At 60.5% G+C, this 12,997-nt stretch carries 10 protein-coding genes; 3 read left to right on the top strand and 7 right to left on the bottom strand.

Translation table 11 applies throughout. The annotated features are described in order from the left end of the window. Positions 1-9: 9 nt before the first annotated feature. Together C0058_RS21400 and C0058_RS21395 are read right to left on the bottom strand one after the other, a co-directional pair. A complete protein-coding gene (locus tag C0058_RS21400) occupies positions 10-1,617 on the bottom strand; it encodes a carboxyl transferase domain-containing protein (RefSeq protein ID WP_003212470.1) in 1,608 nt (535 codons plus the stop codon). Between the two features lie 14 nt (positions 1,618-1,631). Further along, positions 1,632-2,795 (bottom strand): isovaleryl-CoA dehydrogenase, encoded by a 1,164-nt coding sequence (locus C0058_RS21395; RefSeq protein WP_003212472.1) that lies wholly within the window; start codon positions 2,793-2,795, stop codon positions 1,632-1,634. A gap of 145 nt (positions 2,796-2,940) precedes the next feature. On the opposite strand from C0058_RS21395, the gene C0058_RS21390 reads away from it, so the two are divergent. Beyond that, entirely contained in the window at positions 2,941-4,572 is a 1,632-nt protein-coding gene (locus tag C0058_RS21390; protein ID WP_102369519.1) for an AMP-binding protein, read from the top strand. A gap of 1,369 nt (positions 4,573-5,941) precedes the next feature. On the opposite strand, the gene C0058_RS21375 is transcribed toward C0058_RS21390, so the two are convergent. The 3 genes from C0058_RS21375 to C0058_RS21365 all read right to left on the bottom strand — a co-directional run bounded on the left by C0058_RS21375 (position 5,942) and on the right by C0058_RS21365 (position 8,249). After that, positions 5,942-6,841: a hydroxymethylglutaryl-CoA lyase gene (locus tag C0058_RS21375; protein ID WP_102369518.1), complete on the bottom strand. Its 900-nt coding sequence runs from the start codon at positions 6,839-6,841 to the stop codon at positions 5,942-5,944. A 12-nt stretch (positions 6,842-6,853) separates the two neighbouring features. Continuing rightward, a complete protein-coding gene (locus C0058_RS21370) occupies positions 6,854-7,252 on the bottom strand; it encodes a MerR family DNA-binding transcriptional regulator (RefSeq protein ID WP_102369517.1) in 399 nt (132 codons plus the stop codon). A 67-nt stretch (positions 7,253-7,319) separates the two neighbouring features. Beyond that, complete coding sequence (locus tag C0058_RS21365) at positions 7,320-8,249, bottom strand: LysR family transcriptional regulator (RefSeq protein ID WP_003211805.1); 930 nt, start codon at positions 8,247-8,249, stop codon at positions 7,320-7,322. Positions 8,250-8,399: 150 nt separating this feature from the next. On the opposite strand from C0058_RS21365, the gene C0058_RS21360 reads away from it, so the two are divergent. Continuing rightward, complete coding sequence (locus C0058_RS21360; RefSeq protein WP_003211803.1) at positions 8,400-9,629, top strand: acyl-CoA dehydrogenase; 1,230 nt, start codon at positions 8,400-8,402, stop codon at positions 9,627-9,629. Positions 9,630-9,768: 139 nt separating this feature from the next. On the opposite strand, the gene C0058_RS21350 is transcribed toward C0058_RS21360, so the two are convergent. Together C0058_RS21350 and xthA are read right to left on the bottom strand one after the other, a co-directional pair. Continuing rightward, positions 9,769-11,109, bottom strand: coding sequence for a substrate-binding domain-containing protein (locus tag C0058_RS21350; protein ID WP_102369516.1), 1,341 nt, complete (start codon positions 11,107-11,109; stop codon positions 9,769-9,771). Positions 11,110-11,310: 201 nt separating this feature from the next. Further along, positions 11,311-12,123 carry an exodeoxyribonuclease III gene (gene xthA, locus C0058_RS21345; protein ID WP_102369515.1) on the bottom strand — a complete coding sequence of 271 codons (813 nt, stop codon included), beginning with the start codon at positions 12,121-12,123 and terminating at the stop codon, positions 11,311-11,313. Between the two features lie 203 nt (positions 12,124-12,326). On the opposite strand from xthA, the gene C0058_RS21340 reads away from it, so the two are divergent. Beyond that, a complete protein-coding gene (locus C0058_RS21340; protein ID WP_102369514.1) occupies positions 12,327-12,977 on the top strand; it encodes an N-acetyltransferase in 651 nt (216 codons plus the stop codon). Positions 12,978-12,997: the final 20 nt, after the last annotated feature.

The following is a 12,997-nucleotide window of genomic DNA, read 5'->3' as shown; positions in this document are numbered from 1 at the left end:
CAGCTCCATTTACATGCGGAACACGCCGAAGCGGCTCGGCTCGATGGGGGCGTTCAGCGCGGCGGACAGGGCCAGGGCGAGCACGTCGCGGGTCTGCAGCGGGTCGATGACGCCGTCATCCCACAGCCGTGCGCTGGAGTAGTAGGGGTGGCCCTGGGTTTCGTACTGGTCGAGGATCGGCTGCTTGATCGCCGCTTCCTCATCGCTGCTGAAACCCTGGCCGGCGCGCTCGGCCTGCTCACGCTTGACCTGCACCAGCACGCCGGCGGCCTGTTCGGCGCCCATCACGCCGATGCGTGCGTTGGGCCACATCCACAAGAAGCGCGGGTCGTAGGCGCGTCCACACATGCCGTAGTTACCGGCGCCGAAGCTGCCGCCGATGATCACGGTGAACTTCGGCACCTTGGCACAGGCTACCGCTGTCACCAGTTTGGCGCCGTGCTTGGCGATGCCGCCGGCTTCGTATTTCTGGCCGACCATGAAGCCGGTGATGTTTTGCAGGAACAACAGCGGAATCCCGCGCTGGCAGGCCAGTTCGATAAAGTGCGCGCCTTTTTGCGCGGCCTCGGCGAAGAGAATGCCGTTGTTGGCCAGGATCGCAATCGGATAGCCGTGCAGGTGCGCAAAGCCGCACACCAGTGTGGTGCCAAACAACGCCTTGAATTCATCGAACACCGAGCCGTCCACCAATCGCGCGATCACTTCGCGCACGTCGAACGGTTGCTTGGCGTCGGCCGGAATCACGCCGTACAGCTCTTCGCTGCTATAAAGCGGCGCCAGCGGCGTGCGTTGTTGCAATTGCCCCAGCTTGCGCCAGTTGAGGTTGGCCACACTGCGCCGAGCCAGGGCCAGCGCATGTTCGTCGCTGTCGGCATAGTGGTCGGCCACCCCGGAAATCTTGCAGTGCACATCGGCACCGCCCAGGTCTTCGGCGCTGACCACTTCTCCGGTCGCCGCCTTCACCAGCGGCGGGCCGGCGAGGAAGATGGTGGCTTGCTGGCGGACCATGATTGCTTCGTCCGCCATCGCCGGCACATAGGCACCACCGGCAGTGCAGGAGCCCATCACCACCGCGATCTGCGGGATGCCCTGGGCGCTCATGTTCGCCTGGTTGAAGAAGATTCGTCCGAAGTGCTCGCGGTCCGGGAACACTTCATCCTGACGCGGCAGGTTGGCGCCGCCGGAGTCCACCAGGTAGATGCACGGCAGGCGGTTCTGCTCGGCGATGGTCTGGGCGCGCAGGTGTTTCTTGACGGTCAGCGGGTAGTACGAGCCGCCTTTCACCGTGGCGTCGTTGGCGACGATCATGCACTCGACGCCTTCCACCCGGCCAATCCCGGCAATCACCCCGGCAGCGGGCACGTCTTCGCCGTACACCTGATAAGCCGCCAGCTGGCTGAGTTCAAGGAACGGCGAGCCAGGGTCGAGCAAGCGATTGATCCGCTCGCGGGGCAACAGCTTGCCCCGCGACGTATGCCGCTCCTGGGCCTTGGCGCCGCCGCCTTGCTGCACCTGGGCGAGCAGGGTATGCAGGGCGTCGACCTGTTGGAGCATCGCCGCGCTGTTGGCGGCGAATTCCGCCGAGCGCGGGTTGAGCTGGGTGTGCAGGGTAGCCATGGTGCGCGCTCCGTTCAGCGGGTTTCGTTAAACAGTTCGCGACCGATCAACATGCGCCGGATTTCACTGGTGCCGGCACCGATTTCATACAGCTTGGCGTCACGCAATAGACGGCCAGCCGGGAATTCATTGATATAGCCATTGCCGCCGAGAATCTGGATCGCGTCGAGGGCCATCTGGGTAGCGCGTTCGGCGCTGTAGAGGATCACGCCGGCGGCGTCCTTGCGCGTGGTTTCGCCGCGCTCGCAGGCCTGGGCCACGGCGTACAGGTAGGCGCGGCTGGCGTTGAGCTGGGTGTACATGTCGGCGACCTTGCCCTGGATCAGCTGGAACTCGCCGATGCTCTGGCCGAACTGCTTGCGGTCATGGATGTAGGGCACGATCAGGTCCATGCAGGCCTGCATGATCCCGGTCGGGCCGCCGGACAACACAACGCGTTCGTAATCGAGGCCGCTCATCAGCACTTTCACGCCGCCATTGAGTGCGCCGAGGATGTTTTCTTCCGGCACTTCGACGTCATCGAAAAACAACTCGCAGGTGTTGGAGCCGCGCATGCCGAGCTTGTCGAACTTGTTGCTGCGGCTGAAGCCCTTCGAGTCGCGCTCGACGATAAACGCGGTGATGCCGTGGGCACCCTTTTCCAGGTCGGTCTTGGCGTAGATCACGTAGGTATTGGCATCAGGGCCGTTGGTGATCCAGGTCTTGCTGCCGTTGAGCACATACACACTGCCGCGTTTATCGGCGCGCAGCTTCATGGAGACCACGTCGGAGCCGGCGTTCGGCTCGCTCATGGCGAGTGCGCCGATGTGTTCGCCGCTGATCAGCTTGGGCAGGTATTTGAGTTTTTGCTCATGGGTGCCGTTGCGGTTGATCTGGTTGACGCAGAGGTTGGAGTGCGCGCCGTAGGACAACGCCACCGAAGCCGAGCCCCGGCTGATTTCTTCCATGGCCACCACGTGGGCCAGGTAGCCCAGGCCGGCGCCGCCGTATTCTTCCGGCACGGTGATGCCCAGCAGGCCCATATCGCCGAACTTGCGCCACATATCGGCGGGGAACAGGTTGTCGATATCGATCTGCGCAGCGCGCGGCGCCAGTTCCTTGGCCACGAAGGACTGCACCTGGTCGCGCAGCATGTCGATGGTTTCACCGAGGGCGAAGTTCAGGGAGGGGTAACTCATGGACGGGCACCTTCTAGCGTTGTTTTTGTATGGCCAATACGCCGGGGAGGGCGATCACCTTTACGTTAACGTAAACTTGCGTTGCGGGCCTGTCAATCGTAGTTTACGTTTACGTCAACCTACAAAAAAGACAACAGGGGTCGTTATGGATCAATCGAATCAGAGCTACAGCCGCGGCTGTCAGGACAAGGCCTTGCTGGCCATGACTATCGGCCAGGCCTTTGATCAAACGGTTTCGCGCTACTCCGACGGCGAAGCCTTGGTCGTGGGCCATCAACAGCGTCGCTACACCTGGCGGCAACTGGCAGAGACGGTTGATTTGCATGCACGTGCGTTCCTGGCCTTGGGGATGCAGGCCGGCGACCGCTTGGGCATCTGGGCCCCCAACTGCGCCGAGTGGTGCATCAGCCAGGTCGCCAGCGCCAAAATCGGCGTGATTCTGGTCAATATCAACCCGGCGTATCGCAGCAGTGAATTGGAGTACGTACTCAAGCAATCCGGTTGCCAGTGGTTGGTGTGCGCCGGGTCGTTCAAGACCTCCGATTACCACGGCATGTTGCAGGAGCTTCAACCTGACCTGCGCGGCATCATCAGCCTTGATCCCAGCCCGCCCCCGGGGTTTACGCCCTGGTCGCAATTGGCGGCCCTCGGGGCAGGCGTCCCGCCCGAGCAATTGCAGATCCGCCAGGCCGGCCTGCACTTCGATCAACCCGTCAATATCCAGTACACCTCCGGCACCACCGGCTTCCCCAAGGGCGCCACCCTCAGTCACCACAACATCCTCAATAACGGCTACATGGTTGGCGAAAGCCTGGGCCTGACGGCGCAAGATCGCCTGGTGATCCCGGTGCCGCTGTATCACTGCTTTGGCATGGTGATGGGTAACCTGGGCTGCATCACCCATGGCACCACGATGATCTACCCGAGTGACGGTTTCGACCCATTGCTGACCCTGGCTGCCGTCGCCGAAGAACAGGCCACCGGGCTATACGGGGTGCCTACCATGTTTATCGCCATGCTTGATCACCCGCGCCGCGCCGAGTTCGACCTGTCGCGCCTGCGCACCGGGATCATGGCGGGCGCCACTTGTCCGATCGAGGTGATGCGCCGGATTATCAGCGAGATGCACATGAGTGAGGTGCAGATTGCCTATGGCATGACGGAAACCAGCCCGGTGTCGTTGCAGACCGGGCCGGATGATGACCTTGAGCGGCGTGTTACGACGGTTGGCCGGACCCAGCCACAGCTGGAAAGCAAGATTATCGATGACGCCGGTAACACGGTTGCTCGGGGCCAGGTAGGGGAGCTGTGTACCCGGGGCTACAGCGTGATGCTCGGTTACTGGAATAATCCTGACAGCACTCGTGAGGCTATCGACGAGGCGGGCTGGATGCACACCGGCGACCTGGCGACCATGGATGAACATGGGTATGTGTGCATCGCCGGGCGTAACAAGGACATGATCATTCGCGGAGGTGAGAACGTGTACCCGCGGGAGTTGGAGGAGTTTTTCTTTACTCATCCGGCGGTGGCGGATGTGCAGGTGATCGGGATTCCGGATGAGCGCTATGGTGAGGCGATTGTGGCGTGGATCAAGTTTCATCCGGGGCATTTGGCTAATGAGCTTGAGCTGCAGACGTGGTGCAAGGGGCGGATTGCGCACTTCAAGATGCCCAAGCATTTCAAATTTGTGGATGAGTTTCCGATGACGGTGACGGGGAAGATCCAGAAGTTTCGGATGCGGGAAATTATGATTGAAGAGTTGAAGGGGGGGTGAGGGGTGTTTATCCGTTATTTAGGTAACGGCGGCTTATGGTTTCGCTCTTACAGCGAGTCACTTTGCAAAAGCGGCAAAGTAACCAAAGCGCTCTGCCCCGCCTGTCGGCACCTCGCCTAGGCTCGGTGTTCCCTCACTCCGGCATTACTCCGCGGGCCGCCGCGACGGGCCATCCATGGCCCGGCGCGGCTAAACCGGCGTCCTGCCGGTTTACCCGCTCCGCAATACCTGCGTTCGGCCTCGGGCTTATTGGGGCAGTCAGAGCAAGATCAAAATCAAAAGCACGGCGGCCTGAGAGCCGACCTGAGTGTTAAAAGCCAGATCAAAAGCCAGAGCGAAAACAGATCTGCTTTTATGTGGGAGCGGGCTTGCTCGCGAAAAACCTGAGAGCGCCGCGTTGAATCAGGATACCCACGTCATCGTTAACGACCTTCGCGAGCAAGCCCGCTCCCACATTTGAACCGTGCCCGCTTTAGCTTTTGATTTGGCTTTTAAACACTCAAGCCGGCCGGGAGGCCGCTGTGCTCTTGATCTGCTTTTGATCTTGATCTTGGGCGCCCCATTAAACCACGCTGGCCGAACGCAGGCTTTGGAGTGTGGGTAACCCGGCAGGACGCCGGGTTAGCCGTCCTGGGCCAAGGATGGCCCATGACGGCGGCCCACGCTCCAAAGCCGGAGTGAGGGCACACCGAGCCTAGGCGAGGTGCCGAGTGGTGGGGCAAGAGCGTTTTGCTTACTTTTGCGCTTTTCAAAAGTGAGCCGCTGTAAGAGCGGAACCAATCTCAGCCATCACCCAAAAAACGGATATACACGCAAATCACCTTCCCCGAGAAAGCACAAAGGGGACCCGAAGGTCCCCTTTAATTTGTCGTTGCGTGCTCTTTTTTTATTATTGAGGGGCGGTCTATTGTTGTTTTTGGCAACCGTGGCCCTTTACCGCTGTTTTTGGCGACCCCCATCCGGGGTCAAGAGCAAACGTATTTTTTTGAGCGCTGATCTGCTTCTTCGCACGCGATCCAACCAGTGGGTAGCTACCTTGAGGTAGTTTTTTGTTCTTCTCTATCCGGTTGCGGGTTTCGGCAAGCCGTACCCTGCGAAGCACATCTTCTCCAAAAAAATCTGTTAGCTGCGTCTCTGCCGTGTTGTTTTTGTTATGTCAGAGTCGTTACGTCTTATTTTTATTAGGTTTGGTGCTTTTTATTCTTGTTATGCAATAGAGATAGCAGAAGCCGTGCCAACTTTATAAAGTCCTTTAAAATCAATGCCTTGATTTTTTGGTGAGAAATTTCCTTCAGGAAATGCGACAAAATATGTTCCCGTGTTACCCGATGTGTAGCCGCGAGGTAACACATCGTCACAAGCGCACTACTCAACCGGCGCTGCGAGCGTTCGCCACGCGCGAACCGGTGGGGCGGCCGAGTACCGTACAAATCTGCTGACCCGCCAGAATCAGCTTGTCCATGTCGATACCGGTCTCGATGCCCAAGCCATTGAGCAGGTACAACACATCTTCAGTGGCAACGTTACCGCTGGCCCCTTTGGCATAGGGGCACCCGCCGAGGCCCGCAATAGAGCTGTCGAACACCTGGATACCTTCCTCAAGGCTGGCGTAGATATTGGCGATGGCCTGGCCATAGGTGTCATGGAAGTGCCCGGCCAGCTTGTCCCGTGGCACCTGCGCGCCGACCACCTCGAACATCCGGCGTGTTGCGCCTGCAGTGCCGGTGCCAATCGTGTCGCCCAGGGACACCTCATAGCAGCCCATGGCGAACAGCTCGCGAGCGACTGCCGCGACCTGTTCCGGCGCGACCTGACCTTCATAAGGGCAACCCAACACACACGACACATAACCCCGCACACTCACACCATTCTGCCTGGCCGCGTCCATGATCGGCACGAAGCGTTCCAGGCTTTCGCTGATGGAGCAGTTGATATTGCGCTGGGAAAACGCCTCGGAAGCCGCCGCAAATACGGCCACTTCTTTTACGCCCGCCGCCAGTGCATCTTCAAAACCCCGCAGGTTTGGCGCCAGCGCGCCATAGGTCACGCCCGGCTTGCGCTGGATCTGCGCAAACACCTCGGCCGACCCGGCCATCTGCGGTACCCATTTGGGCGACACAAAACTGCCGACTTCGATGTAACCCAGGCCGGCGGCACTCAGGGCGTCCACCAATTGCACCTTGTCGGCGACGCTGATGGGTTGCGCTTCATTCTGCAGGCCGTCGCGGGGGCCCACTTCCACCAGGCGCACATGAGAGGGGAGGGACATGGCAGCTACCTTTTATGAATGGCCAACCTGGCCCTGAATGGTCTGTTCCAGCGCCTGGATGCAACGTTCTTCGGCGGTGTCCAGTTCGAGCTTCATCTGTTCGATGTCGAGCAACTGTTGTTCCAGCTGCTCGCGGCGCTCGGCGATTTTCGCCAGCATGCTGTGCAGCTGTTTCTGGTTGCCGCTGGTAGGGTCGTAGAGTTCGATCAGTTCCCGGCACTCGGCCAGGGAAAAACCGATGCGCTTGCCCCGCAGGATCAGCTTCAGGCTGACCTTGTCGCGGGGCGAATAAATGCGCTCCTGGCCCCGGCGTTCCGGGGACAGCAGGCCTTGTTCTTCATAGAAACGAATGGCGCGGGTGGTGATGTCGAGCTCGCGGGCGAGGTCGGAGATGCTGTAGGTCGTGCTCATGAGGGCGCTCAAGGAGTGTCTTGAGCGTTAAGCTAATGGCTGGTTGACGTTAACGTCAAGCTCGCTCCTACAGTTTGTCCAGCTTCTTCTCATGGGCCGTCACCTGCTGGCACAACTCGATCATCTGCTCGCGCATCCAGCGGTTGGCCGGATCCTGGTCGGTGCTTTCATGCCAGTACAGATGGGTTTCCACCATCGGCACATCATTCACCGGCAGGTTGAACCAGTGCAGTTCATGGCGCCGTGCGAAGCGCTCCGGCACGGTCATTACCATGTCGGTTTGCTGCAGCACCTGCGAGGCCATCAGGTAGTGCTGGGAGCGCAGGGCGATCTTGCGTTGCAGGCCCATCTTGCCCAGCGCCAGGTCGACATGGCCCAGGCCGTTGCGCCGGCTGGAGATATGAATGTGGGTCAGCGACAGGTAGTCATCCAGCGTCAGTTTGTCCTTGCCCGCCATCGGATGGCCCTTGCGCATGGCGCACACGTAGCGGTCTTCCATGAGCTTGACGTGGCGCACTTGCGGGTCGGTGTTGAGCGGCGCATCCACGGCAAAGTCCAGGCGACCGGCCGCCAGTTCTTTGGTGGTTTCCCGGCGCTTGGACAGGAAGCTCTCGATTACCACCGTCGGTGCCAGGCGGCGCAGGCGCTGGAACAGCGGCGGCAGAATCACCGCTTCGGTGAGGTCGGTCATGCTGATGCGGTAGGTCTTGGCCGCCTGTTGCGGGTTGAAGATCCGGCTTTCCTGTACCGACACCCGCAGCAGCGACAGCGCGTTACGCACCGGGCCAATGATGTTCTGGGCCATGGGTGTGGGCACCATGCCTTGGGCTGTGCGCACGAACAGCGGGTCGTTGAAGGTCTCCCGCAGGCGGGCCAGAGCGTTCGACACCGCAGGTTGAGTAATCCCGACAATCTGCCCGGCGCGGGTCAGGTTGGCTTCGGTGTAGATCGCGTCAAAGACGATGAAGAGGTTGAGGTCGACCTTGCTCAGATTCATTTCGCTGCGCTCTTATTGTTAGGTGTCCATACGCCGATCATATATCGGTGATGAATGTTAATACACGCCGAGAATAGGCTAGGTAAATTATCAACGCTGTTCTAGCATCGATTCATGACCTCAACAACCTCCATTGAGAAGGTGCTGCCCATGGATTTCGCCTATTCGCCCAAGGTTCAGGAACTGCGTGAACGCGTCACCGCGTTCATGGATGCCTACGTCTACCCGGCCGAGCCTGTGTTCGAACGCCAGGTTGCCGAAGGTGACCGCTGGCAGCCCACCGCCATCATGGAAGAGTTGAAGCTCAAGGCTAAAGCCGAAGGCCTGTGGAACCTGTTCCTGCCGGAATCCGAATTGGGCGCCGGCCTCACCAACCTGGAATACGCACCCCTGGCCGAAATCATGGGCCGCTCCTTGCTGGGGCCGGAGCCGTTCAATTGCTCGGCACCGGATACCGGCAACATGGAAGTGCTGGTGCGCTACGCCAACGAAGAGCAAAAACAGCGCTGGCTCGAACCGCTGCTGCGCGGCGAAATCCGCTCGGCATTTGCCATGACCGAGCCGGACGTGGCTTCCTCCGATGCCACCAACATGGCCGCCCGTGCAGAGCGCGACGGCGACGAGTGGGTGATCAACGGTAAAAAATGGTGGACCTCCGGCGCCTGCGACCCGCGCTGCAAGATCCTGATCTTCATGGGCCTGAGCAACCCGGATGCGCCGCGCCACCAGCAGCACTCGATGATCCTGGTACCGGTGGATGCGCCCGGTGTGAAGATCGTGCGCCCGCTGCCGGTGTTCGGGTATGACGACGCACCCCATGGCCACGCCGAAGTGCTGTTTGAAAACGTCCGCGTGCCGTACGAAAACGTCCTGCTGGGCGAAGGCCGGGGCTTTGAAATTGCCCAGGGGCGCCTTGGTCCGGGCCGTATTCACCACTGCATGCGTTCCATCGGCATGGCCGAGCGCGCGCTGGAACTGATGTGCAAGCGTTCCGTCAGCCGTACCGCCTTCGGCAAGCCGCTGGCCCGCCTGGGTGGCAATATCGACAAGATCGCCGACTCGCGGATGGAAATCGACATGGCGCGCCTGCTGACCCTGAAAGCTGCCTACATGATGGACACCGTGGGCAACAAGGTCGCGAAAAGCGAAATCGCCCAGATCAAGGTGGTGGCGCCGAACGTGGCGTTGAGGGTGATCGATCGCGCCATCCAGATCCACGGTGGCGCCGGCGTATCCAATGACTTCCCGCTGGCCTACATGTACGCCATGCAGCGCACCCTGCGCCTGGCCGATGGCCCGGACGAAGTGCACCGCGCAGCAATCGGCAAGTTCGAGATCGGCAAGTATGTGCCGCGGGAAATGATGCGCAGCGGGCAGTAAAACCGAGGTGTCTTCATCGCAGGCAAGCCAGCTCCCACAGGGGAATGCAGTCAACTGTGGGAGCCGGGCTTGCCGCGATGAGGCCATTTGATCGTTCCCACGCTCTGCGTGGGAATGCTGCCCCGGACGCTCCGCGTCCTCAATACACCCAAACCTCCACCCGCCGATTCTTGATCCGTCCCTCATCCGCTGTATTTGCCGCCACCGGCATCTCGGCACCGAACCCCTGAATGTCCCTCAGCACCACGCCGCTCTTGACCAATTCCCGGCGCACCGCCATCGCTCGCAACTTCGACAATAGCGCCGCCCGCTGCGCATCACTCTTGGCATCCCCAAACCCCACGAGCGTCACCTGCTTGTCCAGCTTGCCGTGGCTCTTTATATAAGCCACTACCCGCATCAGGTCCTGGCGCGCCTTGTTGTCGAGGCTGGCACTGCCTTCCTCAAACCGGAAATTCACCGTCAGGCGCTGCGCTTGTCGGGCAATCGCCTGGTAATCCCCGGGCATCGGCGCCCGTGGTTCCACCGCCATGGCCTGCACCTGCTGTGCGATAAAACCGTTGGCGGCGACGATCGCCTGGCCCTTGCTGCTTTGTGCAAAGTCCACCAGGGCCTTGGCCCAGGGGTTTTGTGCAACAGGTGGCAGGTAGAAGAACAACCGGCGTGACAGTGGGTAGTCCTCGGTGGCGATCAAACTGTTCAGCGGCAGCATCGGCTGCGAGTCGCCATCGACGATGGCCACCGCCTTGGCCTGGCGCACATAGGGCAATCCGATAAAACCGATGCCCTGGGGGTCATGGCTGACAGCATCCGACAACTGCTCGCTGGATTCGAAGCGCTTGGCGCTGCCATCCAACGACTTGCCGCGCCGGCTGAGCACCAGTTCCTTGAAGGTGTCATAGGTGCCGGATTGATCATCCCGCGCGTACAGGTGAATCTGGCCACCGATGCTGCCCAGTTGTTCCCAGGTCGAGACTTCGCCGCTGAAGATCTGCGCCAGTTGCGCGGTGTTCAGCGTCCCCAACGGGTTGCGTGGGTTGAGGATGATCGCCAGCCCGTCAATGGCGATGACCTGTTCGGCGTCGGGGCTTTTCAGGTCGCCGAGGGCTTCGAGGTCCACCAGTTCGCTGTCCTTGATCGGCCGGGAAGACGCCGCGAGGTCGGCGTTGGCGTTTTTCAGGGCTGCGAACCCGGTGCTGGAACCATGGGCCGCCACTTCCACCGTCACCTTCTGGCCCTGGCGAGTCTTGCCGACGATGTGCTGTTCGTTGGCCTGGTCAGATGGCTCGCTGTGCACCGCTTGCAACCCCTGTTGCTCCATCAGCCCCTTGACCAGCGCCGGGCCAAGCGCCGCGCCGATGGTGTTGGAACCCTGGATGCGCAAGGCCGGGCCATGTTCGGGGAAGGGCAGAGGGGTGGAAAAAGCGGCGAGGGGAAATGCGCTGAACAGTGCCAGCAGGGATAGAACGCGCAGCATCATGCCGGCACCTTCTCAAGCCAAAGGGAGTGCCGCGAGATTAAGTCAGAGAGGTTTCAGCAATATGACCGGCATCACGCCGTCAAAAAGTGTGGGAGCGGGCTTGCTCGCGAATACAGTGTGTCAGTCGACGTATCCGGTGACTGACACTCCGTATTCGCGAGCAAGCCCGCTCCCACATTTAACGGCGCTGCTGTTAAGAAATCAGCTCAATTCCAGCCAGATCGGTGCATGATCGGAGGGTTTTTCCATGCCGCGCAGGTCGTAGTCCACACCGGCATCCTTCACCCGGGGCAACAAGCCTTGGGAAGCCAGGATCACGTCGATTCGCAGCCCGCGCTTTGGCTCGTCTTCAAAACCACGGCTGCGGTAATCGAACCAGCTGAAGCGGTCTGCCACATCCGGGTTGAGGTGGCGGAAGCTGTCCACCAGGCCCCAGTTCTTCAGGCGGGCCATCCACTCGCGTTCTTCCGGCAGGAAGCTGCACTTGCCGGTCTTCAGCCAGCGCTTGGCGTTGTCGGCACCGATGCCGATGTCGCAGTCTTCCGGGGAAATATTCACATCCCCCATTACCACCACGGCCTGTTCATTGCTGAACTGCGACTCCAGGAGGGTTTGCAGGTCCTCGTAGAAGCGCTGCTTGGCCGGGAACTTGGTGGGGTGGTCGCGGCTTTCGCCCTGTGGGAAATAGCCGTTCATGATGGTAATCGGGTTGCCGTTGGCGTCGGCGAAGGTGCCCCAGATAAACCGGCGCTGGGCGTCTTCTTCGTCACTGGCAAAGCCTTTGTGCAGCGCCAGCGGTTCCTGGCGCGAGAGCAGGGCAACACCGTAGTGGCCTTTCTGCCCGTGGTAATACACGTGATAGCCGAGGGCCTTGATCTCATCCAGCGGGAACTGGTCGTCGTGGACCTTGGTTTCCTGCAGGCCGATCACGTCCGGCTGGTGTTTCTCGATCAGTGCCGCCAGCTGATGAGGGCGGGCGCGCAGCCCGTTGATATTGAAAGACACGATTTTCATGGTCGGCGGTCCAGTCTGGCAAAAGGGCGATGCTAGCCGACAATGTAGGACGGGAGCCAGCCTTGTAGCAGCTGCCGAGGTACGAGGCTGCGTTAGGCTGCGAAGCGGCCTCTGGTGGCTACACTGAACGAAACAGTGCCGCAGACGTTCGTAATAACAAGAGCGCGACCTTTTGAGTCAGCGCCCAGGGGAGATTCACTGTTATGCCTGACACCTCGACTGCCATCGCCCAGATCCACATGCTCGACAGCGGCTATTCCCGCGAAGCCCGTTCGCTGTTGTACCAGGCCTATCGCCATGAGCCGACGTTCGCCTACATCTTCGAAGCCGAACGTCCCGGCTACGAACAGCGGGTGCGCGCCACGGTGCGTGAACTGGTTAAGCAGCACTTCTTCCAGAAACTCCCGGCGATTGGCCTGTTGGTCAACGACCGGCTGATCGGCATCGCCCTGATCGCGCCACCGACCCGCCGCCTGGGCATCACCGAAAGCTGGACCTGGCAGTTGCGCATGTGGCTGAGTACCGGTGTGCGCGGTACCCGGCGTTACCTGGAATACCATCAGGCAGTGCTGGCGTGCCTGCCCTCGGATTCGGTGCATGTGCTGCCGTTGCTGGGGATTCACCCGCAATTCCAGGGCAAGCACTACGGTGAGCAACTGCTGGAAGCGGTGCACAACTGGTGCGCCGAAGACCCGCATTCCTCGGGCGTGGTGCTGGACACGGGGAATTCTCGCTATCTGGAATTCTATAAGCGCCAGGGCTATGAAGAGATCGGCGAGGTCGCTGTAGGACCGGTACTGGAACACGTGTTCTTTCACGCAAATCCGCAGGTGTTACAGGCTGCAACGGTTTAAGACAGAATTATTCAGACAAA

The organism is Pseudomonas sp. NC02, from assembly GCF_002874965.1.
Taxonomy (GTDB): Bacteria; Pseudomonadota; Gammaproteobacteria; order Pseudomonadales; family Pseudomonadaceae; genus Aquipseudomonas.
This window is presented reverse-complemented; position numbering and strand designations above follow the sequence as displayed.